The organism is Streptomyces sp. NPDC090022 (genome assembly GCF_044748145.1).
In the GTDB taxonomy this organism is placed as follows: Bacteria; Actinomycetota; Actinomycetes; order Streptomycetales; family Streptomycetaceae; genus Streptomyces.
In genome coordinates this window covers 54619-75236 of record NZ_JBIVFN010000003.1, presented here as the reverse complement: position 1 = coordinate 75236, position 20618 = coordinate 54619, and the positions used below count along the sequence as shown (strand labels likewise).

The 20618-nt window shown below is 74.1% G+C and carries 21 protein-coding genes; 14 read left to right on the top strand and 7 right to left on the bottom strand.

Translation table 11 applies throughout. The features are described 5' to 3' along the window. Positions 1-39: 39 nt before the first annotated feature. Positions 40-723 (top strand): glycerophosphodiester phosphodiesterase, encoded by a 684-nt coding sequence (locus ACIPXB_RS08045; RefSeq protein WP_401446008.1) that lies wholly within the window; start codon positions 40-42, stop codon positions 721-723. A gap of 29 nt (positions 724-752) precedes the next feature. Here ACIPXB_RS08045 and ACIPXB_RS08040 read toward each other — a convergent pair whose 3' ends face one another. Next, positions 753-1298: a GNAT family N-acetyltransferase gene (locus tag ACIPXB_RS08040; protein WP_401446005.1), complete on the bottom strand. Its 546-nt coding sequence runs from the start codon at positions 1296-1298 to the stop codon at positions 753-755. 90 nt (positions 1299-1388) lie between these two features. Between ACIPXB_RS08040 and ACIPXB_RS08035 the strand changes: the two genes are divergently transcribed. The 5 genes from ACIPXB_RS08035 (at position 1389) to ACIPXB_RS08015 (ending at position 5496) form a co-directional block, all read left to right on the top strand. Then, positions 1389-1931: a DUF5134 domain-containing protein gene (locus tag ACIPXB_RS08035; protein ID WP_401446003.1), complete on the top strand. Its 543-nt coding sequence runs from the start codon at positions 1389-1391 to the stop codon at positions 1929-1931. 113 nt (positions 1932-2044) lie between these two features. Then, positions 2045-2977, top strand: coding sequence for a M56 family metallopeptidase (locus ACIPXB_RS08030; protein WP_401446001.1), 933 nt, complete (start codon positions 2045-2047; stop codon positions 2975-2977). A gap of 85 nt (positions 2978-3062) precedes the next feature. Next, positions 3063-3824, top strand: coding sequence for a phosphatase PAP2 family protein (locus ACIPXB_RS08025; protein ID WP_401445999.1), 762 nt, complete (start codon positions 3063-3065; stop codon positions 3822-3824). A 58-nt stretch (positions 3825-3882) separates the two neighbouring features. Continuing rightward, positions 3883-4749 carry a nuclease gene (locus tag ACIPXB_RS08020; RefSeq protein ID WP_401445997.1) on the top strand — a complete coding sequence of 289 codons (867 nt, stop codon included), beginning with the start codon at positions 3883-3885 and terminating at the stop codon, positions 4747-4749. 120 nt (positions 4750-4869) lie between these two features. Beyond that, positions 4870-5496 (top strand): TetR/AcrR family transcriptional regulator, encoded by a 627-nt coding sequence (locus ACIPXB_RS08015; protein WP_401445995.1) that lies wholly within the window; start codon positions 4870-4872, stop codon positions 5494-5496. Positions 5497-5535: 39 nt separating this feature from the next. On the opposite strand, the gene ACIPXB_RS08010 is transcribed toward ACIPXB_RS08015, so the two are convergent. Next, positions 5536-6987 (bottom strand): LVIVD repeat-containing protein, encoded by a 1452-nt coding sequence (locus ACIPXB_RS08010; RefSeq protein WP_401445992.1) that lies wholly within the window; start codon positions 6985-6987, stop codon positions 5536-5538. 59 nt (positions 6988-7046) lie between these two features. Between ACIPXB_RS08010 and ACIPXB_RS08005 the strand changes: the two genes are divergently transcribed. Both ACIPXB_RS08005 and ACIPXB_RS08000 read left to right on the top strand, forming a co-directional pair. After that, complete coding sequence (locus ACIPXB_RS08005; RefSeq protein WP_401445991.1) at positions 7047-7703, top strand: DUF305 domain-containing protein; 657 nt, start codon at positions 7047-7049, stop codon at positions 7701-7703. 54 nt (positions 7704-7757) lie between these two features. Beyond that, positions 7758-9131: an FAD-dependent oxidoreductase gene (locus ACIPXB_RS08000; RefSeq protein WP_401445989.1), complete on the top strand. Its 1374-nt coding sequence runs from the start codon at positions 7758-7760 to the stop codon at positions 9129-9131. 79 nt (positions 9132-9210) lie between these two features. Here the strand turns inward: ACIPXB_RS08000 and ACIPXB_RS07995 are convergent, their stop codons facing one another. Beyond that, positions 9211-9576, bottom strand: coding sequence for an ArsR/SmtB family transcription factor (locus ACIPXB_RS07995; protein ID WP_401445987.1), 366 nt, complete (start codon positions 9574-9576; stop codon positions 9211-9213). A 79-nt stretch (positions 9577-9655) separates the two neighbouring features. Further along, positions 9656-10735: an NADH:flavin oxidoreductase/NADH oxidase gene (locus ACIPXB_RS07990; protein ID WP_401445984.1), complete on the bottom strand. Its 1080-nt coding sequence runs from the start codon at positions 10733-10735 to the stop codon at positions 9656-9658. Between the two features lie 194 nt (positions 10736-10929). Here ACIPXB_RS07990 and ACIPXB_RS07985 point away from each other — a divergent pair, with 194 nt between their 5' ends. The 3 genes from ACIPXB_RS07985 (at position 10930) to ACIPXB_RS07975 (ending at position 13745) form a co-directional block, all read left to right on the top strand. Then, entirely contained in the window at positions 10930-12021 is a 1092-nt protein-coding gene (locus ACIPXB_RS07985; RefSeq protein WP_401445981.1) for a WD40/YVTN/BNR-like repeat-containing protein, read from the top strand. A gap of 11 nt (positions 12022-12032) precedes the next feature. Beyond that, entirely contained in the window at positions 12033-12719 is a 687-nt protein-coding gene (locus ACIPXB_RS07980; protein WP_401445978.1) for a uracil-DNA glycosylase, read from the top strand. Positions 12720-12815: 96 nt separating this feature from the next. Continuing rightward, positions 12816-13745: a sirohydrochlorin chelatase gene (locus ACIPXB_RS07975; RefSeq protein WP_401445976.1), complete on the top strand. Its 930-nt coding sequence runs from the start codon at positions 12816-12818 to the stop codon at positions 13743-13745. An 85-nt stretch (positions 13746-13830) separates the two neighbouring features. Here ACIPXB_RS07975 and ACIPXB_RS07970 read toward each other — a convergent pair whose 3' ends face one another. From ACIPXB_RS07970 to ACIPXB_RS07960, 3 genes are all read right to left on the bottom strand, one after another. Continuing rightward, positions 13831-14898 (bottom strand): lactonase family protein, encoded by a 1068-nt coding sequence (locus tag ACIPXB_RS07970; protein ID WP_401445973.1) that lies wholly within the window; start codon positions 14896-14898, stop codon positions 13831-13833. A 62-nt stretch (positions 14899-14960) separates the two neighbouring features. Continuing rightward, the gene (locus tag ACIPXB_RS07965; protein WP_401445971.1) at positions 14961-16097 is read right to left on the bottom strand and encodes a nitric oxide synthase oxygenase; all 1137 of its coding nucleotides are present in this window, start codon (positions 16095-16097) and stop codon (positions 14961-14963) included. A gap of 344 nt (positions 16098-16441) precedes the next feature. Next, positions 16442-17935: an FUSC family protein gene (locus tag ACIPXB_RS07960; protein ID WP_401445969.1), complete on the bottom strand. Its 1494-nt coding sequence runs from the start codon at positions 17933-17935 to the stop codon at positions 16442-16444. A gap of 461 nt (positions 17936-18396) precedes the next feature. Between ACIPXB_RS07960 and ACIPXB_RS07955 the strand changes: the two genes are divergently transcribed. Genes ACIPXB_RS07955 through ACIPXB_RS07945 form a run of 3 tightly spaced genes read left to right on the top strand, consistent with a single transcriptional unit; the run spans position 18397 to position 20601 of the window. Continuing rightward, on the top strand, positions 18397-19056 hold the full coding sequence (locus tag ACIPXB_RS07955) for an SH3 domain-containing protein (RefSeq protein WP_401445966.1): 660 nt from the start codon (positions 18397-18399) through the stop codon (positions 19054-19056). Positions 19057-19068: 12 nt separating this feature from the next. Next, positions 19069-20082 (top strand): PHP domain-containing protein, encoded by a 1014-nt coding sequence (locus ACIPXB_RS07950; RefSeq protein ID WP_401445964.1) that lies wholly within the window; start codon positions 19069-19071, stop codon positions 20080-20082. A 39-nt stretch (positions 20083-20121) separates the two neighbouring features. Then, the gene (locus ACIPXB_RS07945; protein ID WP_401447141.1) at positions 20122-20601 is read left to right on the top strand and encodes an Lrp/AsnC family transcriptional regulator; all 480 of its coding nucleotides are present in this window, start codon (positions 20122-20124) and stop codon (positions 20599-20601) included. Positions 20602-20618 lie beyond the last annotated feature (17 nt).

Genomic DNA, 20618 nt, shown 5'->3' with positions numbered 1-20618 from the left:
CGTCGCTGGCGAGCCGCCGTCGACGGAAGCGAGAGAACCTTGACTTTCCTCACCATCGGTCACCGCGGGGTCATGGGTGTCGAACCGGAGAACACCCTGCGCTCGTTCGTACGCGCGGAACGTTCCGGGATGGACGTCATCGCGCTCGATCTACAGGTCAGCAAGGACGGCGCGCTCGTCGTCCTGCACGACGCCGAGGTGGACCGCACCACCGACGGGTCCGGTGCCGTCGCCGACCTCACCCTGGCCGAGCTGCGCGAACTCGACGCCGGGCTCGGTGAACAGGTGCCGGTCCTGGAGGAGGCGCTGGACGCGGTGGGCACGCCGCTGCTGGCCTCGGTGGAGGACCCGGCGACCGCGCGGGCCCTGGCCGGTGTACTGCTGCGCCAGGACCTGACCACGCGGGTGGAGGTGTCGTCCTACCACGACGCGCTGCTCGCCGAGATGGCCCGGCTGGTGCCCGGCGTACGGACCGTGCTGACCGCGGGGCACTACGGCGAGGACATCGTGGACCGGGCGCTGGCGGCGGGTGCGGAAACGGTCGCCCTGAACCTGCGGCGGCTCACGCTGGAGACCGTGGAGTCGGCGCACGCCGCCGGGCTGCGGGTGACGGCCTGGACGGTGGACACCCAGGAGCAGCTCCGGCTCGTACGGGCCCTGGAGCTGGACGGGGCGTCGACCGGCTTCCCGGAGATCCGGCTGACCGGCCGCTTCACGGCCTGACGCGCCCGGGCCCGCGCGCCGCGGCGCGGTCAGAGCGGCTTGGTCAGCAGCTCGAAGGCCAGGTCGGTGCGGCGCGGGACGCCGAAGCGCTCGTCGCCGTACGGGAAGGGGCTCAGTTCGCCGGTGCGCCGGTAGCCGCGGCGCACGTAGTAGGCGATGAGCTCCTCGCGGACGTTGACCACGGTCATGCGCATCTCCGTCGCGTTCCACAGCGCGCGGGCGCGGCGTTCGGCCTCGGCCAGGATCTCCTTGCCGAGGCCGGCGCCCTGGAGCTGCGGGCGGACGGCGAACATGCCGAAGTACGCGTGGTCGCCGCGGTGTTCGAGCTGGCAGCAGGCCACCTGCTCGCCGCCGCGCTCGACGACCAGCAGGACGCTGTCGGGAGAGTCGATGATCGCCCGCACCGCGGCCTCGTCGGTGCGCTGTCCGTCGAGGTAGTCCGCCTCGGTGGTCCAGCCCGCCCTGCTGGCCTCGCCGCGGTACGCGGACTCCACGAGCTCCACCAGGGCCGGGATGTCGGCCGGTCCGGCGGGGCGGAAGGTCAGGGCGGCGGGGTGGGTGTCGGCGATCTCCATGGGCAGAGGGTAACCCCGCGGCCGCGTGCGGCCCGCGGTGGGCGGGCATCTCTTCGGTGACACCGTTCGGTCGATCCGGGAGGTCGTCCCGTGCACGGTCCCACGTCGTCCCTCTCCTCCTGGCTGCTGGTGCTGCTGTGCGCGGTGAGCGGCGCGTACTGCCTGCGGCGGGTGCGCGCGGCGGACGGGGGCGTGGCCGCCGCGGAGGCCGTGATGGGGCTCGGCATGGCGGCCATGGCGGTGCCGGTGGGAGCCGGGCGTCCGCTGTCGCTGGTGCTGGCGGGGGTGTTCGGCGCGGCCGCGCTGCACGCGGTGTGGCTGCTGCGCCGGGGTCCGCACCACGCCCACCACCTGGTGGGGTCGCTGGCGATGCTCTACATGGCGGCGACCGCGCTGTCCGGGCAGGGGCACGGGCACGCGCAGGGGCTGCCCCTGGTGACCGGGGCACTGCTGCTGTACTACGCCGGGTACGTGCTGCTGGGCGGCGCCCGGCTGATCACGGCCGGCGGCCCGGCGGGCCGGGCGGCGCCGCCGGTCGCCGCGGACCCGGTCCCCGCGGGCGCCGGGGAGCTGACGCGGGCGTGCCGGCTGGCGATGGGGATCGGCATGCTGGCGATGCTGCTCGCGATGTAGATGCACCCGTGGGCCCGGCGGGACCGGCGGACGCGGGGTGCCAAACGTGTCCTGCGTCACCAAAGACACCGGACCGTACCCGCAGGTAGTGCCGCGCTCATAGGCTGGTTCCCATGATGGTCCCCGCCGTTCTCCTGATGCTCGGCGCCCTGACCGCGATGGTCACGCCCCGGCTGCTGGCCCGTGCCGACTGGCCCGAACGCGAGCCCGTGGTGGCGCTGTGGGTGTGGCAGTGCGTGGTGGCCGCGGTGCTGCTGTGCTTCGCGCTGTCGATGGTGCTGAGCGCGGCCGCCGCCTGGCAGGTGGTCCGGGGCCGGCTCTTCGCCTCCGCCCCGCACGGGGTGGTCGAGGCGTACGCGCTGGGCGCGGGCGGCCCGTGGGCCGCCGGAACGGCGCTGCTGCTGGCCGGGGGCGCGGTGTGGAGCGGGGCGATGCTGACGCGCGAGGTGCTGCGGGCGCGGTCCCGGCGGCGGGCGCGCCGGGCCGAGCTGCTGGAGCGGGCACCGCTGCTGCCCGGCGAGGAGCCCGGTGCCCAGCGGCTGGTGCTGCTGGAGGGGCAGCGCCCCGACGCGTGGTGGCTGCCGGGTGCGGCGCCGCAGCTGGTGGTGACGACGGGCGCGCTGGCGCGGCTCAAGGGGCGCCAGCTGGATGCCGTCCTGGCGCACGAGCAGGGGCACGCCGCGGCGCGGCACGACTGGCTGCTGCACTGCTCGCGGGCGCTGGCGGGCGGCTTCCCGCAGGTGCCGGTGTTCGCGGCGTTCGAGGCGGAGATGCACCGGCTGGTGGAACTGGCGGCAGACGACGTGGCCTCCCGCCGGTTCGGGCGGCTGACGATCGCGCTGGCGCTCGTCGGACTCAACGAGGACCGTGGGGTGTTCGGCCCCTGCCCGGCCCACGAGGCCCATGTGCCGCAGCGGGTGCGGCGGCTGCTGTCGGCCGCGCCGCGGCTGCCCGCCGGGCGCCGGCTGCGGCTGACGGCGCTGGCCACGCTGGTTCCGGCGGTTCCGTTGATGGTGGCGTTCATGCCGGGCCTGCGGGCGCTGTAGGACACGCCCGGTGCCCGCCCGCGGCGCGGCGCCCCCTGCTCCGGCCAGGGCCGGGCGGCGGCCGCCGGATGCGAGGATCGCGGGTATGCGCCACCACCCCCTGCGTCCGACCGGAACCGTCTGCGTGCTGCTCGCCGCCGCCCTGACGGTGCTCGTGGTCACGGGGTGGCGGCCGCTGCTCGGCTGCGACCTCCGGATCGCCGTCGCCCTGCACGCGCACGCGGTCGGCCATCCGGGGGCGGTCGCGGTGAACCAGGCGTTCAGCGACTGGGTGTGGGATCCGTGGACCATGCGGGCGCTGGCGGTCGTGGCCGCCGGCTGGCTGTGGTGGCGCGGGGAACGGAGGCTCGCGGTGCGGTGCGTGGCGGCCGTGGCGGTGGCGACGCTGCTGTCGCAGGGGCTGAAGGCCCTGGTCGAGCGGGAGCGGCCGCTGTGGCCGGACCCGGTGGACTACGCGGACTACGCCGCCTACCCCTCGGGGCACGCGCTGACGGCGACGGTGGTGTGCGGGCTGCTGCTGTGGCTCGCCGTCCGGCCGGCCGCGGAACCGGCGGGGCCGGCGCCGACGCGTACGGCGGGCACCGCGCGTACCGCAGGAACGTCACACACGGCAGAGGCGGCACGTACGCGCCGCGGGTGGGTCGCGCGGGCAGTGTGGGCGGCGGCTGCGGTCTCGGTGGTCGGGGTCGGGTTCACCCGGGTGTACCTGGGGGTTCACTGGCCGTCCGACGTGGTGGCCGGCTGGCTGCTGGGGGTGGCGGTGGTGTGCTGGGCGCTCGCCGGGGCGCGCCGCCCGCAGCCGGTCCGGGGGCCCTCTTCTCGCGGCGGCGGGCAACCGCGATCCTGACACGGATTCGTGAGTCGGGTACCGCCGACGGGGCGGTACCGCCCTTGGGGAGGCCATCATGCCCATGCTCGTGATCGAGGGAAGCTTCCGGGTGCTGGGCGCCCGGCCGGACGGGGACTCGGTGCGCTTCGTACCGGCCGATCCCGCGCACTGGGACCTGGTGCCCGGTCCGCACCGGGTGCGCGCCAACAGGGCCGGGTCGGCGCAGTTACGGCTGGACGGCATCGATTCCCTGGAGACGCACTGCATACCGGCGCACGGCAGCGAGCTGCACCAGCCGGCCCCGTTCGCCCAGCACGCGGCGGACGAGCTGATCCGCTGGCTGGGGTTCACCTCCGTACTGCGCGACGGGCACGGCACGATCAGCTCCGCGGAGCCGGCGGCGGTCACCGGGTACGTCCTGACGCGGGGCGCCGACATCCACGGCCGCTGCGTGGCGTTCGCGGGGCGCGGGCCGGCCCCGGCGCACAGCGGCAGCCGGATCCATGTGGACGTCACGCTCCTGCGGCAGAGCGCCAACGTGCACCAGCTGCGGCGCGGGCTGGCGTACCCGACGTACTACACCAAGCTGTACGTCGACCTGCGCGAGGCGATGACGGCGGCGGTCGTGGAGGCCCGGACCGAGGGCCGCGGGCTGTGGCCGGCGGACCAGACGCTCACCGGGGCGAAGGTGGACGGGCTGGCGGCGCTGAGCGAGGGCGCGGTGCTGCTGCCCAAGCTGTTCCGGCGGCTGGCCGACTATCTGACCCTGGGCGCGGGCGATCCCTCGCTCGCGGGCTTCGGGGAGTTCCTCGACCGGCGCGGCGACCGGGTGCTGGAGCTCCCGCGCGGGCGGTTCACCGGGCTGTCGTCGCTGGTGGAGACCGACGGGCAGGGCGTACGGATGACGGCGGCGCCGGAGGATCTGGTCTTCGAGGAGCGCTGAAGGAAGGGCCGGCCGCGCCGCGCACGCCTGCGGACGGTGCTGGGGCGATCCCCCGCGTCGCCCCAGCACCGCTCCTGCGCTGAGTATATTGGCTGGGAGCCAGTCAACGCAGGAGTAAGCATGTCCCCGCGCAGCGCATCGGTCAATGAAGAATTGCGGAGACGCTCCCGCGAGCGACTGCTGCAGGCGACGGTCGAACTGGTGGCGGAAAACGGCTACGAGGCCACGACCCTCGGCGACATCGCCGACCGGGCGGGCGCCGCACGCGGTCTGATCTCGTACTACTTCCCCGGCAAGCGCCAGCTGCTGCAATCGGCCGTGCACCGTCTGATGCACCAGACCCTCCACGCGGCGCTGGAGCGCGAGCCCGTCTCGGACGACGGCCGGGAGCGGCTGGCCCGGGCCATCGACGCGATCCTGGGCCTGGCCCGCGACCAGCCGCTGCTGATGCGCACCCATATGGCGGGCATCCTGCAGGCCGAGGGGTTCGTGCAGTGCCCGGAACAGCAGCGGCTCGCGGAGCTGCTGCGGGACACCGTCACCCGGTACGGGACGCTCGACGTCGACAAGGACTACCCGATGCTGCGGGCGCTGCTGATGGGCGCCGTGTTCGCGGTGCTGCTGCCGGGGGCCGCGATGCCGGCGGCGCGGCTGCGAGCCGAGCTGTTCCAGCGCTACGGGCTGGACTGGGAGCTGGGGGTTCCGCCGGACGGGGGACCGTCCGGCGGAACCGTGCTCACGCCGTGACGCGGTGGGGCCGACGGGGCGCCGGCCCCACCGGCCGCGTCAGTGGTACTCGGGCTGCGTCTGGACGTTGAGCCGGTCCATCCACACCCACGAGGCGGGCGCGGTGCGCCAGTCGTCGATCCGGAGCACGTCGAATCCCTTGGCGATGTCGTTCGAGTAGATGTGCCCGTTGTAGTAGTACGCCGACCAGGAGCCGCCCAGGCTCAGGGCGTCGGTGCGCAGCGGACCGCGTTCGAAGTAGCCGATCTCCTTGGGCCGGGCCGAGTCGGTGAAGTCCCAGATCGAGACGCCGCCCTGGTACCAGGCCTGGACCATGATGTCGCGGCCGCCGCCGACCGGGATCAGCGAGCCGTTGTGGGCCACGCAGTTCTCGGTGTCGGCCTGGTGGCGCGGGATCTTGAAGTAGCTGCGGAATTCGAGCTTGCGCTGGTCGCCGCGGCCGGTGATGTCGTAGATGCCGTCGGCGCCCCGGTCGGGGCCGGTGGCCTCGTTGCAGGTGGCGCCGCCACCGCCGCCGAGCTCGTCGGTGAAGACCACCTTGTCGGCGCGCTCGTTGAAGGTCGCCGAGTGCCAGAAGGCGAAGTTCACGTTGTCCTGCACCCGGTCGATGACCCGTGGCTGCTCGGGCCTGCTGATGTCGAACAGGATGCCGTCACCCATGCAGGCGCCGGCGGCCAGGTTCTTCGAGGGCAGCACGGTGATGTCGTGGCAGCCGGTGGTCTTGGAGACGCCCGGGTTGGTGGGCCCGCCCGGGTTGCCGCCGTCCGGGAAGAGGATGGGGAAGGCGACGACGGCGGCCTGCTTCGGCGCCTTCTTCGGGACCTTGATCACGGAGATGCCGTCGTGCGGGGGCCGGCAGTCGGGGAACGTCTCGTTGGGCGAGTAGGAGGAGACGTAGAGGTAGAGGTCGCGCCCGCCCGGCACCAGGGTGTGGGTGTGGGAGCCGCAGGCGGTCTCGACCGACTTGATGTATTTGGGGTTCTTCTTGTCGCGGATGTCGAAGATCTTGATGCCCTCCCACGAGGACTTCTCCGTCGCGGGCTGCGAGACGCTGTTGCAGGAGTCGTCGCTGCGCGAGGAGTCCGTGGAGAGGAAGAGCAGGTCGCCGGAGACCGAGATGTCGTTCTGGCCGCCGGGGCAGAGCACCGTGCTGACGACCTTGGGGGTCCTGGGGTTGGCGATGTCGTAGATGGTGAAGCCGTCGTAGTTGCCGGCGTAGGCGTACCGGCCCTGGAAGGCCAGGTCGGAGTTGACGGCGTTGGGGTTGGCGCTGGGGATGTTCGCCAGGTGCTTGACGTTGGGGCTGTGGACGATCTGGTCCTGGCCCGGGATGCCGCCCGCGAGGCGGGCGTTCGGGGAGACCTGGAGATCGCCCGGGTCGGGTGTGGCGGCCGCCGGTCCGGCGGTCAGGAGCGTGGCGAGGAGTCCGGCCGCCGCGGCGGCCACCCCCAGACGCCTGCGCCGCACCCGGTGGGGGTGTAACGAGGTCACTGTGCCCTCCCTGGAATGCCTCTGGAGTACGTACAGACCCGGGCAGTATCGTCCTTTCCATGGACATGGCAAAAGGGTTAATCCGGAGCACCGCCGTTCCCGCCGTCGTTCTCGCCCTCGCCTGCGGGCTCACCGGCTGCCAGGACGGCGGCGCGGACGCCGCCGGGGCGGACCGGCCGGTGGTGATCGCCCCCGGCAAGCCGGGCGACAAGGCACGCACCCTCTCCCCCGAGCAGGCGGCCAAGGCCCGCCCGGACGACACCCCGAACGCGGCCGACCATTCCTACGTACGGAACATGATCGAGCACCACCGGCAGGCCCTGACCATGAGCGCCCTGGCCCCCGAGCGGGCCGGCGGCGAGCCCGTCAAGCGGCTGGCCCAGCGGATCGCGGCCGCGCAGGCCCCCGAGATCGGCGCGATGGAGGGCTGGCGCACCAAGCACCCGGAGCCGGCCGGGGCGGGCGGCGGAGGGGCCCATGCCCACCACGCGATGCCGGGCATGGCGAGCGAGCAGCAGCTGAAGGAGCTCGGCGCGGCCCGGGGCGCTGACTTCGACCGGCTCTTCCTCCGCCTGATGATCACCCACCACGAAGGCGCCCTGAAGATGGCCGGCGAGGCCCTGACCGACGGCAACAACGTGGCGGTGGAGGAGATGGCCACCGACGTCGTGGCCCAGCAGAGCGCCGAGATCCACCGGATGCGGGCGATGGGCTGACGCACCCGGCACCGGGTGCCATGCTGGAAGGCACCCTGCGGAAGGAGCTCCGCGATGCTTCGTGTGGCCGTCGTCGGCTCGGGCCCGAGCGGGGTCTACGCCGCGCAGACGCTCGTCCAGCAGCGCGAGGTGCCGGGCGTGCGGGTCGACGTCCTGGACCGGCTGCCGTGCCCGTACGGGCTGGTGCGGTACGGGGTGGCCCCCGACCACGAGAAGATCAAATCCCTCCAGGGCAATCTGCGCACCGTCCTGGAGGACGAGCGGATCCGTTTCCTGGGGAACGTCGAGGTCGGCGGGGAGCGGCTGACCACCGCGCGGCTGCTGGAGCTCTACCACGCGGTCGTCTACTGCGTGGGCGCGGCGCGGGACCGGCACCTGGGTGTCCCCGGCGAGGATCTGGCCGGGGTGCACTCGGCGACCGACTTCGTCTCCTGGTACAGCGCGCACCCGGACGCGGGGACGGACGGGTTCGGCCTGGCGTCGGTGCGGTCGGCGGTGGTGATCGGCGCGGGCAACGTCGCGGTGGACGTGACCCGGATCCTGGCCCGGGGCGCTGCGGAGCTCGCGCCGACCGACATGCCGCACGCCGCGCTCGGGGCGCTGGCGGACAGCGCGGTGCGGCGGGTGCACATGGTGGCCCGGCGGGGGCCCTCGCAGGGCAAGTTCACCACCAAGGAGCTGCGGGAGCTGGGCACCCTGCCGGGGGTGGCGACGGTGGTGGACCCGGCCGAGCTGGCGCTGGACCCGGCGTACGCCGATCCGGGCGCCGCCCTGCCGGCGGTGAACCGGCGCAACGTCGAGGTGCTGCGCGGCTGGGCCGCCGCGCCGCCGCCGGAACGGGACGGCACGGCCGGGGGGCGGAGCATCGCGCTGCGGTTCTACCTGCGGCCGGTGGAGCTGCTGGGCGACGACGCGGGGCGGGTGGCCGCCGTACGGTTCGAGCGGACCGTGCCGGACGGCCGGGGCGGGGTCACCGGCACCGGGACGTACCAGGACCTCGAGGCGCAGCTGGTGCTGCGGTCGGTGGGGTACCTGGGCGTGGCCCTGCCGGGGCTGCCGTTCGACACCGCCACCGGGACGGTGCCGCACGCGGCGGGCCGGGTGGTCCGCGACGGCCGGGCCTCGGTCGGCGAGTACGTGGCGGGCTGGATCAAGCGCGGCCCGACCGGGGTGATCGGCACCAACCGGCCCTGTGCCAAGGAGACGGCGTCCTCGCTGCTCCAGGACGCGCCGGCGCTGGCCCGGCGGGAGCTGCCCGGCGACCCGCTGGACGCGCTGCGGGCGGCCGGGCTGCGGCCCGTGCCGTGGCCGGGCTGGCTGGCGATCGAGGCGGCGGAGGCGGATCTGGGCCGCTCGCTCGGCCGCCGCTCGGTGAAGATCCCGGACTGGCCCGGACTCCTCGACGCGGCGCGGGCGGCCGCGCCCTGAGCCCGGCCGCCGCCACGAGCCGGGCACGGACGGTCACGCCCTGAGCCCGGCCCGCCGCCACGAGCCGGGCACGGACGGGTTATGCCCTGAGCCCGGCCGCCTCCGCGAGCCGGGCCGACTCCGCGTCGGCGGCGGCCAGGACCCGGTCGAGCAGGCCCGGGAAGAGGGCGTCCAGATCGGTGCGGCGCAGCCCGTTCATCTTGGCCGTGCCCCGGTACGTCTGGCGCACGACCCCGCTCTCGCGCAGGACCCGGAAGTGGTGCGTGGTGGTCGACTTGGTGACGGGCAGCTCGAAGTGGGAGCAGGACAGCTCGGTCTCCGTCCCGGCCAGGTCCCGCACGATCGCCAGCCGGATCGGGTCGGAGAGGGCGTGGAGCACCGCCTCCAGCCGGATGGCGCCGGTCGCGGGGTGGGCGAGGGCACGGCTCGGTTCACGTTCCGTCATGTCCATTGCTCCACTCGGTCGATGTCTGCTCCCCCCATGGTACGAAGGTTCTCGTAGGACCCGGCGGAATCGGGCCGGATCAGGCCCGCTGGTACTGCACGGGCGTACGGATCTCCGCGCCCAGCTCGCGGGCCGCGCGCCGGGCCCAGTGCGGGTCGCGCAGCAGCTCGCGGCCCAGCAGGACGGCGTCCGCCTCCCCGTTGGCCAGGATCTTCTCGGCCTGCTCCGGCTCGGTGATCAGGCCGACGGCCGCCACCTGGAGCGTGCTCTCCGCCTTGACCCGGGCCGCGAAGGGGACCTGGTAGCCGGGGCCGACGGGGATGCGCGCGCGGGGGGCGTTGCCGCCGCTGGAGACGTCGAGGACGTCCACGCCGTGCTCCTTGAGGAGGGCGGCCAGGCGGACGGTGTCGTCGGCGGTCCAGCTGTCGGCGTCCAGCCAGTCGGTGGCGGAGATGCGGAAGAGCAGCGGGAGCTCCTCGGGCCACACGCCCCGCACGGCGTCGACGATGTCGAGCGCGAGGCGGGTGCGGTTCTCGAAGGAGCCGCCGTAGGCGTCGGTGCGCCGGTTGCTGTACGGGGAGAGGAACTCCCCGATCAGGTAGCCGTGGGCGCCGTGGATCTCGATGGCCTCGTAGCCGGCGGCGAGCGCGCGCCGGGCGGCGTCCGCGAACTGGCCCACGACCGCGCGGATCTCCTCGGCCGTCAGCTCGTGCGGCACGGGGTAGCCCTCGTCGAAGGCGAGGGGGCTGGGTGCGCTCGGCAGCCAGCCGTGGCCCTCGGGGCCGACCGGGCCGGCGCCGAGCCAGATGCGGTCGGTGGAGGCCTTGCGTCCGGCGTGGCCGAGCTGGATGCCGGGCACGGTGCCCTGGTCCTTGAGGAACCGGGTGATCCGGCGCAGTTCCCCGACCTGGGTGTCGTTCCAGATGCCGAGGTCGAACGGCGAGATCCGGCCTTCCGGGGAGACCGCGGTGGCTTCCTGGACGATGAGGCCCGTGCCGCCGGCGGCGCGGGCGGCGTAGTGGGCGAAGTGCCAGTCGGTGGCCACACCCGCCCGGGGCCCGGCCGGCTCGGCACTGTACTGGCACATCGGGGCCATCCATACGCGGTTCGGCACGGTGACCGAGCGGAGGGTGAAGGGCTCGAACAGGGCGACGCTCATGGCGGGTCTCTCCATCGTCGGGCGGGACGTCCGGCTAAGTTCGAGAATCACCGTACTACGAAATCTCTCGTAGTACGAGAGTCTTCATACAAGACAGGTGTGCGACGGCGTGTGACGCGGGCCGCTGCCGGCGCGTGGGTGCAGACTGGCGGACAGAGACGATTTCAGGACAACGACGTCCGGAGGTGTCGGCCGTGACCGACGTGCTGCTGCTCGCGGGCACCCGCAAGGGCCTGTTCATCGGCCGCCGACGAGGCGGCGGCCCGTGGGAGTTCGACGGACCCCATTTCAACGCCCAGGCCGTGTACGCGGCCGCCGTCGACCGGCGCGGGCCCGTGCCCCGGATCCTGGTCGGCGGCGACAGCTCGCACTGGGGACCCTCCGTCTTCAGCTCCGACGACCTCGGCCGGACCTGGCGCGAACCGGCCGCGCCCGCCGTGAAGTTCCCGCAGGACACCGGCGCCTCCCTGGAGCGGGTCTGGCAGCTCCATCCGGCCGGCCCCGAGGCCCCGGACGTGGTCTACGCGGGGACGGAGCCGGCCGCGCTGTTCCGCTCCACCGACCGCGGCGAGTCCTTCGAGCTGGTGCGGCCGCTGTGGGAGCACCCGACCCGCAAGAGCTGGGAGCCGGGCGGGGGCGGCGAGGCGGTCCACACCGTGATCACGGATCCGGCCGACGCGGCCGCGGTGACCGTCGCGGTCTCGGCGGCCGGGGTGTTCCGCACCCGGGACGGCGGGACGAGCTGGGCGCCGTCCAACGACGGGGTCTCGGCGGTGTTCCTCCCCGATCCGCATCCCGAGTTCGGCCAGTGCGTGCACAAGATCGCCCAGGACGCCGGGGACACCGGCCGGCTCTACCTCCAGAACCACTGGGGCGTCTACCGCAGCGACGACGCGGGCGGGAGCTGGACCGACATCGGCGCCGGCCTGCCCTCGGACTTCGGCTTCGCGGTCGCCGCCCACCCCCACCGGCCGGACACGGCGTACGTCTTCCCGATCAACGCCGACTCCGACCGGGTCCCGGCCGGCCACCGCTGCCGGGTCTTCCGCACGAGCGACGCGGGCGCCAGCTGGGAGCCGCTCACCGCCGGCCTGCCGGACGTGGACCACTACGGGACGGTGCTGCGCGACGCGCTGTGCACGGACGACGCGAACCCGGCGGGCATCTACTTCGGCAACCGCAACGGCGAGCTGTACGCGAGCGCCGACGACGGTGACAGCTGGGAGTTGCTGATCTCGCACCTTCCCGATGTGCTCTGCGTGCGGGCGGCCGTGATCGGCCAGTAGAGTGACCGGTCGTGGCAGCACGACCCTTGAACGAGATCGTCGAAGCGGGCTGGGCCCGCGCGCTGGAGCCCGTGGCGGGCCAGATCGCCGCCATGGGGGACTTCCTGCGCGCGGAGATCGCCGCCGGACGCACCTACGTACCCGCCGGCGCGAACGTCCTGCGCGCCTTCCAGCAGCCCTTCGACGAGGTGAAGGTCCTCATCGTGGGGCAGGACCCGTACCCGACGCCCGGGCACGCGGTGGGGCTGTCCTTCTCGGTGGCCCCGCACGTCCAGCCGGTTCCGGCCAGCCTGGACAACATCTTCCTGGAGCTGCACCGGGACCTGGGCACCGGGCGGCCCGCGAACGGGGACCTGACCCCCTGGACCGGACAGGGCGTGCTGCTGCTCAACCGCGCGCTGACGACCGCCCCGCGCCGGTCGAACGCGCACGCGGGCAAGGGCTGGGAGGCCGTCACCGACCAGGCGATCCGGGCGCTCGCCGCCCGGGGCAAGCCGCTGGTCTCCATCCTGTGGGGCCGGGCCGCGCGCAACCTGCGGCCGCTGCTCGGCGAACTGCCCGTGGTGGAGTCCTCGCACCCCTCCCCCAAGTCGGCCGATTACGGGTTCTTCGGCTCCCGGCCGTTCAGCCGGGCGAACGACCTGCTGGTGCGCCAGGGTGCACAGCCTGTCGACTGGCGCTTGCCGTCCGTGAGTTGACGGTATCCAATATTCGACGGATAAATGCGGACAGAAGGCGCACAGACGCCCCCTCCCCGAACACCGGGCTCCGATAAGCCAGTAGCATGCGGCGCCATGAGCACCCCCACTGGGCCCGAGAACGGCCTGCCCGTACGAATGCCGCGACCCCGCCAGACCGGACGGCACCGCCGGCCCGAGCCCGCGGTGGCGCCCGAGGGCGCGCCCGCGCTGGTGCTCGCCGTGCCGGGTGCCCCTTCCGCCGCCGCGCGGAGCCTCGCGGAGGAGATCCTCAGCATCGGCCGCTCGGAGCTGCCGGGCCTCGACGCCCGGATCGGTTTCCTGGAGGGCGAGGTCACGCAGGACACCCTGGTCGCAGAGTTCCCGGCCCTGTCCTCCGTCCTGACCTCGGTCGCCACCGAGCGCGCCGCACGCGCGGAGTTCGCGCGCGCCGCCGGGCACGAGGTGCCCCCGGCGACCGGCCCGGACGCCGTGGTGGTGCCGCTGCTGGCCGGCCCCGACGCGGATCTGCTGCGCCGGATCCGCCAGGCGCTGATGGACTCCTCGGCCGCCGTCGAGCTGGCCGAGGTGCTCGGCCCGCACCCGCTGCTGGCCGAGGGCCTGCACGTGCGGCTCTCCGAGGCGGGCCTGGCCCGCGCGGACCGCGCCCGGCTGTTCACCGTGGCGACCGCGGCCGACGGCATCATCCTGGCCACCACCGGCGGCGAGGACGCCGTCCAGGCCGCCGGGATCACCGGCATGCTGCTGGCCGCCCGGCTCGCGGTGCCCGTGATGGCGGCCGCGCTGGACCAGGAGGGCTCGGTGGCCTCGGTCGCCCAGCAGCTGCGGGAGGCCGGGTCGGTCCAGCTGGCGCTGGCCCCGTACCTGATCGGCCCGGAGGCCGCCGAGGGCCTGCTGGACACGGCCTGCAAGGAGGCGGACTGCGCCACCGCCGAGGTGCTCGGCGCCTACCCGGCCATCGGCAAGCTCGCGGTCGCGCAGTACGGCGCGGCGCTCGGGATCCCGCAGACCGCACAGGCCCGCTGACCCGCCGCCCCGCGGGCACCCGTACGGCGTGAGGGCCCGCCCCCGGAGTTGACGGGGGCGGGCCCTCACGGCGTACGCGGCCGGCTCAGCACCGTACGCGGTCGGCCGGGCCGAAGACCACGCAGGTGGCGGCGGGTATCGCGACCGAGCCCGCCCGCCGCGGCACCCCGGTCTCCGCGTCCACGTCGAACCAGGTGACGTCCCCGGAGCGCTCGTTGGCCAGGTACAGCCGGCCCCCGGCCGGCTCCAGGGCCAGGTCGCGCGGCCAGTGCCCGCCGCTCGCCACCGTGGCGGTGAGCCGCGGCCGCGCCGGGTCGCCGGCGAGCGAGAGCACGGCGATGGTGTCGCTGCCGCGCACCGCCGCCCAGACGAAGCGTCCGTCGGGTGCGACGACCACGGCCGAGGGGTAGGGCCGCGCACCACCTGGAGCGCCTTCTGGGGCCACCGGAACCTCGTGGACCGGTTCCACCTCACCCGAGGCCGCGTCCCAGCGGCAGACGGTCAGCAGCGGCCGCAGCTCGTTGAGGACGTACAGCAGTTCGCCGCCGGGGTGGAAGGCGAGGTGCCGGGGCCCGTTCCCGGGCGGCAGCTTCGCCTCCCCGCGCGGGCGCAGGACGCCGTCGGCGCCGTCCAGCGCGCAGACCCGCACGGAGTCCGTGCCGAGGTCCACGCTGAGCACCCAGCGGCCGGTGGGGTCGGGCAGCACCTGGTGGGCGTGCGGTTCCCGCTGCCGGTCGGAGTCCGGCCCGGAGCCCGTGTGCCGCAGCACCGAGGCGGCCTGGCCCGGGCCGCCGTCGGGGCCGAGCGGGAGCGCGACGACGCTGCCCGACGTGTAGTGGGCGGCCACCAGCCAGGACGTCCCGACCGTGGCGAGGTGGGTGGGCCCGCGGCCGTGGGTGGACGCGGGCGCCGCGGCCGGGCGCAGCACCCCGTCCGCGCCGGGGGCGAACGCGGCCACCACGCCCGCCTCGCCCTCGCTGACGGCGTACACGCACCGCTCGCCGACCGCCAGGTACGACGGATCGGCCACCGCGTCGCTGGCGCCGAGGACGCGCAGCGCCCCGGTCGCCGGGTCCACGGCCGCGGTGGTGACCCCGCGGCCGCCCGCCGATGTGAACGAGCCGACGTAGGCCCGGATTTCCCGCTCGTCCACCCTGCTGCTCCTCTTCCGTCGCCGCCGGCCGCACCGGTCCGGAAGCGACCGTAACAGAAGGTCTAGACCAGATCCCGTCCTTCGGCCCGTTGCCTCGCTCCCTCGTGGTGCGCGAAGGCCGGGGTGAGCGGGCGGTCCTCGTAGGTACGGTGGAAGACCGGGCACGCGGATCCGGAGATCGGCGGCACGATCCAGGACCAGTCGGCGCCCACCTCGCGGCCTTTGCGCTCCTCGCGGTCGATGTGGGTGAGGAAGCGGCGCGACTCGGTGTGGTGGTCGGCGATGGTGACCCCGGCGCGGTCGAAGGAGTGCAGCACCGCCCGGTTGAGCTCGACCAGCGCCCGGTCCTTCCACAGCGTGCGGTCGTTGGTGACGTCCAGGCCCAGCCGGCGGCCCACCACGGGCAGGAGGTTGTAGCGGTCGGTGTCGCCGAGGTTGCGGGCGCCGATCTCGGTACCCATGTACCAGCCGTTGAAGGGAGCGGCGGGGTAGTGGATGCCGCCGATCTCCAGGCACATGTTGGAGATCGCCGGGACGGCGTGCCAGCGCAGGCCCCAGTCCGTCCAGTGGTCGTCCTCCGGGTGCTCGATGGGCACTTCCAGGACGGCGTCGGCGGGGAGGTCGAACCAGCGGGGCTTGTCGTCGCATCCCTGGACGACGAGCGGGAGGAGGTCGAAGGGGGTGCCGGGGCCGCCGGGCCACCCGAGGGCACGTAACGCCTCGGTCAGTTCCCGGTTGCGCGGGTCCCCGACCGTGACCGAGGGGTGGTCGCCGTAGCCGGCGTACCGGATGAGCTGCTCGCTCCAGATGAGCGGGCCGGGGCGTTCCGGGGTGTCGGGGGCGAAGACCGTGATGGTGGGCCGGATCCGGCCGCCGTTGGTCGCCTCCCTGAGGTGGCCGACGCATTCGGCGGCTATCTCGTCGGCGCCGGTGAGCTCCCTGCGGTCGCGCACCCGCAGGGAGTTCCAGTACAGGCGGCCTATGCACCGGTTGCTGTTGCGCCATGCCACGCGGGCGCCGTGGGCGAGCTCCTCGGGGGTGTGCCGGTAGGTTCCGGTCTCCGCGAGCTCGGCCCGTACCGCGGCGAGCCGGGCGCGCGGATCACCGGCGTCCGGGTTCTCCCTGTGGAAGAGTCCGATGAACTCCTCCGCCGCTGCTACCGTCTGAGCGATCGTCGAGCGCTCGTGCAGTATTTCCATTCCGGGCGGTTACCCCCTGTCCTGCCAGATCCACCCTGTACATGCCGGATGAATGTGCGTCGAACACTCACCGTTTGTACATGCCGCAGGTCAGGAACCGGGCCCGCATCCGGCCGGAACACTCTGTCGGGTGATGCTGCGCCGAGGGGCTTGCGCCGGCGGGCAGCGCCTTCGTCCGGGGCGGACCACCGGACGGGGCGTCACCCGGGCCCCTCGCGGATCGGCCGGATCACGACCACCCGCTCCCGCGTCGCGCCGGCGGACGGCGGGCAGCGGGGAGCGGGCAGCGGGGAGCGGGCACCGCGTGACCTTCCCGGCGATCTCGGCCGGCGCCCGGCGGGCGGTCAGGCGCCGACCGTGAGCGGGGCGCGGGGGTCGGTGCGCAGCGGAGCGGCCAGTGCGGTGAGGGCGTGTTCCAGGCCGTGCAGGTGGGCGAGCGCGGGTTCGGCCGGGGCCGGGTGCGCGGCCGGTGCGGTCAGGGCGGCCGGGGTGCCGGCGGGCGCGGTCAGCGCCTCGACGGCGGCCTCCACGCGCCAGCAGGCGGCGGCCAGCCGGGCGTCGTGGGAGGCCTGCGGGTCGGCGGCGACGGCCACCAGGCCGCGTACCTCGCGCGCGCAGGTGTCCAGCAGGGCGAGCACCTGCCGGGCCCGCGCCTTGCGGGCGCGCAGCGGGCTCAGCGGGTGGACCAGCGGCGCCAGCGCCATCCGGACCCGGGCCAGCAGCAGCTCCAGCTCGGCCGCGTGCGGCGCCGGGTCGGCCCCGGGGTCGCCCGCGAGCCGGCGGTGGGTGGCGGCGGTGGAGGCCCGTACGCAGTGCAGCGCGCGCTGGATCCACGCGTCGTTGGCGGCGTGGGTGGTGACGGGCAGGATCAGGGCCACGGCGAGGGCCGCGCCCAGCGCGCCGACCGCGGTCTCCTCGAAGCGCAGGAGCAGCAGTCCGGGGTGCAGGACGCCGAGGAGCCCGTACAGCAGGCCCGCCATGACGGTGACGAAGAACATCATCCAGGAGTACGAGGGCGCGGCCGTGTAGAAGATGCCGAAGACGCAGACGGCGACCAGGGCCGCGGTGGGCCCGGGCGCGCCGTGCAGCGGGACTGCGATGAGCAGCCCGGCGGCGATGCCGACGACCGTGCCGAGGACGCGGCGGAAGCCGCGGACGAGGGTCTCGCCGCGGGAGGCGGTGTTGACGAAGATCCACCAGGCGGTGCCGACGGCCCAGTACCAGCGGTCCTCGGAGAGGGCCTGGCCGATGGCGAGCGCGAAGGCGCAGGCGGCGGTGGCCTGGAAGGCCTGCCGGGTGGTGGGCCGGGCCAGCCCGGTCCCGGGCAGCGGCGGGGGCGCGGGGGCGGGCGGCGTACGCCGTTCGATGGGCCACAGCAGGAAGCGGACCGCGCCCGCGGCGAGCAGGGCCAGGCCGACGGCGGTGTACAGCTCGGGCAGCTGGGACGGCAGGGCGTGCAGGAACTGCGTGACGAAGAACATCATGAACGCGAAGATCCCGAGCGCGTGTCCGCGCGGCCCCCAGCGGCGGGCGTAGACCCCGCAGAAGACGACGGCGAGGAAGCCGGCGTCCCGGGCGAGCGGGACCCCGTGCAGGGTGGTCGCCAGCGCCAGGACGGGGAACCCGGCGGCGGGCAGCAGGGCGGTGGTGACGCGCTGGGCACGTACGGAGGCGTCCGTGACGGTGAAGAGGGCGAGCAGGGCCGCCAGTCCCCCGGTGATCGAGGCGGTCAGCGAGAGCCCGCAGAGCTCGGCGACGGCGACGGCGAGCCCGACGCCGACGACGGCGCGGGCGGAATTCCTGAGTCTGAGCCGCCCCGGGTCAGGAGCCACGAACATCCTCTTCACGGCGGTGTGCCGCCCCCCTCGCAGTGGTGCGCGCCGGCTGCCGGCGGCCCGGGGGTGGTGGGCGGCGTGCAGACACGGCGAAGGCACCGCGGTCCGGAGCGGCCTCGTTGCCGTCCGGCGCTGCGCGGCGCCGCAAGTACATGGATACGACACAGATAAGCATCCGAGGGCCCACTGGCTCAAGCCTTCGCCTCGAGAGTGGGCCATTGGTACAGCCGGAGCGCCTTCGCGTCGGCCGTCGGGAGGCCAACGGACCACGCGCCGCGGAGGGCGGGCGGACCGGCGGCGGAGGGTCGGGCGCGGCTCCGCCCGCCCACACGCTTAAGAATCAGAACAAATTGCTCAATTCGGGCTATTCGGCGGTGCGCCACCGGGGCCGGGAGGGACGCCGTCGTCATAGTCGTCGTGGCGACCGACCGGTCGCCACGATGCCTTTCAAGAGGAGCCGGCTCATGCTGACAGCCACCAGGACTAGCCTCGCTCTCGCCGCCGGAAGCCTGGTGCTCGGCCTCGTCGGCGCCGGCGTCGCGGTCGCGGACGACGAGCCGCCCGCCACCGCGCCGGGCCAGGCGAAGGTCCTCGACGACGGGGACGAGTACGAGGACGAGGAGTACGGCGAGGAGGAGTACGGGGAGGAGGAGAAGGGGGACAAGGGGAACAAGGGGGAGAAGGAGGAGGAGAAGGAAGAGGAGGAGGACGGCCTCGAGGACGGTCTCGAGGACGGGATGGACGGCTCGGACGAGTCGGAGGGCCACCACGGCGACAAGGGCGACAAGGGCGACAAGGAGGAAAAGGGGAACAAGGGCGACAAGGGCGACCACGGCAGCAAGGACGAGGGCTACGGGGACGACGAGGAGCCCACCGACCACCCCAAGCACCGTCCCGCGTACGGCAAGGTGGTCTCCACCACCCCGCTGAAGATCCGCAGCAAGCCGACCACCGAGTCGCGCCCGATCGGCCAGGTCTACCCGCACGAGAAGCTCGAGCTGAAGTGCAAGAAGCACAGCGAGCCGGTCGACGGCAACAAGCTGTGGTACCGCCTGCACGGCGAGGACGGCTGGGTCGCCGCCCGCTACGTCAGGAACCTGACGCCCGTGAAGTGGTGCTACTGACGCGAACCACCCATGGACCCGGTCGCCGCCCTGCGGCGGATCGCGTTCCTCCTGGAACGCGCGCAGGAACCCGCGTACCGCGTACGGGCCTTCCGCACCGCCGCCGAGCAGGTGGCCGCGATGGCGGACGGCGAAGCCGCGCGGCGGGCCGCGGCCGGGACTCTGGAGGCGGTCAGGGGCATCGGCCCGAAGACCGCGGCGGTGATCACGGAGGCGCTGGCCGGCCGGACCCCCGCCTACCTGGAGCGGCTGGAGGAAGAGGCCTCCGTCCCGCTCTCCGCGGACGGCCGGGGCGAGACGCTGCAGGCCACCCTGCGCGGTGACTGCCATCTGCACTCCGACTGGTCGGACGGCGGCGCCACCATCGAGGACATGGCCCGCGCCGCCGCGGAGCTCGGCCACGAGTGGGCGGCGCTGACCGACCACTCGCCACGGCTGACGGTGGCCCGCGGTCTCTCCCCGGACCGGCTGCGCGAGCAGCTGGCCGTGGTCGAGGAGCTCAACGCGGCCTGGGCGCCGTTCCGGCTGCTGACCGGCATCGAGTGCGACATCCTCGAGGACGGCTCGCTCGACCAGGAGCCCGCGCTGCTGGAGCGGCTCGACGTGGTGGTCGTCTCGGTGCACTCCAAGCTGCGCATGGACCGGCGCGCGATGACGCGCCGCATGGTCGCGGCGGTGCGCAACCCGCACGCGGACGTCCTCGGGCACTGCACGGGCCGGCTGGTCACCGGCAGGGAGCGCCCGGAGTCGGAATTCGACGCGGCCGAGGTCTTCGCCGCGTGCGCCGAGTCCGGCACGGCGGTGGAGATCAACAGCCGGCCGGAGCGGCTGGATCCGCCGCGCCGGCTGCTGCGCCAGGCCGTCGAGGCGGGCGTGCTCTTCGCCATCGACACCGACGCGCACGCGCCCGGGCAGCTGTCCTGGCAGATCTTCGGGTGCGCCCGGGCCGAGGAATGCGGGGTTCCGGCCGACCGCGTGGTCACCACCTGGCCGGTGGACCGCCTGCTGGCCTGGACGCACGGCTGAGCGGGCGGGGATGACTGGGCCATGGGTACAGTCGCGGACATGGCGGTGGACGAGCTCGACACCCGGATCCTGCGCCTGCTGATCGAGCAGCCGCGCACCAGCGTGCGCGAGTACGCCCGGCTGCTGGGCATCGCGCGTGGCACGCTGCAGGCCCGCCTCGACCGGCTGGAGCGCACCGGGGTGATCACCGGCACCGGTCCGGTGCTGTCCCCGGCGGCCCTCGGGCACCCGGTGCTGGCCTTCGTGCACATCGAGGTCACCCAGGGGCACCTCGACGAGGTCGGCGACGCGCTGGCCGCCGTACCGGAGATCATCGAAGCCTTCTCGATCACCGGTGGCGGAGATCTGCTGACCCGGGTGGCGGCCCGGGACAACGCGCACCTGGAGGACGTCATCCAGCGGCTGATCAGGCTGCCCGGCGTGGTGCGCACCCGGACCGAGGTGGCGCTGCGCGAGCGCGTGCCGCACCGGTTGCTGCCGCTGGTGGAAGCGGTGGGCAAGGCCGCCCGCAAACCCTGACAAGATAGTGAGGGAAC

Bases quoted from the DNA above. Each gene is read 5' to 3' on its own strand.
- ACIPXB_RS07965 (WP_401445971.1), bottom strand. From the start codon at position 16,097: ATGGAAATACTGCACGAGCGCTCGACGATCGCTCAGACGGTAGCAGCG.
- ACIPXB_RS08015 (WP_401445995.1), top strand. From the start codon at position 4,870: ATGTCCCCGCGCAGCGCATCGGTCAATGAAGAATTGCGGAGACGCTCC.
- ACIPXB_RS07955 (WP_401445966.1), top strand. From the start codon at position 18,397: ATGCTGACAGCCACCAGGACTAGCCTCGCTCTCGCCGCCGGAAGCCTG.
- ACIPXB_RS08025 (WP_401445999.1), top strand. From the start codon at position 3,063: ATGCGCCACCACCCCCTGCGTCCGACCGGAACCGTCTGCGTGCTGCTC.
- ACIPXB_RS08020 (WP_401445997.1), top strand. From the start codon at position 3,883: ATGCCCATGCTCGTGATCGAGGGAAGCTTCCGGGTGCTGGGCGCCCGG.
- ACIPXB_RS07975 (WP_401445976.1), top strand. From the start codon at position 12,816: ATGAGCACCCCCACTGGGCCCGAGAACGGCCTGCCCGTACGAATGCCG.
- ACIPXB_RS08005 (WP_401445991.1), top strand. From the start codon at position 7,047: ATGGACATGGCAAAAGGGTTAATCCGGAGCACCGCCGTTCCCGCCGTC.
- ACIPXB_RS07945 (WP_401447141.1), top strand. From the start codon at position 20,122: ATGGCGGTGGACGAGCTCGACACCCGGATCCTGCGCCTGCTGATCGAG.
- ACIPXB_RS08040 (WP_401446005.1), bottom strand. From the start codon at position 1,298: ATGGAGATCGCCGACACCCACCCCGCCGCCCTGACCTTCCGCCCCGCC.
- ACIPXB_RS07990 (WP_401445984.1), bottom strand. From the start codon at position 10,735: ATGAGCGTCGCCCTGTTCGAGCCCTTCACCCTCCGCTCGGTCACCGTG.
- ACIPXB_RS07960 (WP_401445969.1), bottom strand. From the start codon at position 17,935: ATGTTCGTGGCTCCTGACCCGGGGCGGCTCAGACTCAGGAATTCCGCC.
- ACIPXB_RS08000 (WP_401445989.1), top strand. From the start codon at position 7,758: ATGCTTCGTGTGGCCGTCGTCGGCTCGGGCCCGAGCGGGGTCTACGCC.
- ACIPXB_RS08030 (WP_401446001.1), top strand. From the start codon at position 2,045: ATGATGGTCCCCGCCGTTCTCCTGATGCTCGGCGCCCTGACCGCGATG.
- ACIPXB_RS07995 (WP_401445987.1), bottom strand. From the start codon at position 9,576: ATGACGGAACGTGAACCGAGCCGTGCCCTCGCCCACCCCGCGACCGGC.
- ACIPXB_RS07950 (WP_401445964.1), top strand. From the start codon at position 19,069: ATGGACCCGGTCGCCGCCCTGCGGCGGATCGCGTTCCTCCTGGAACGC.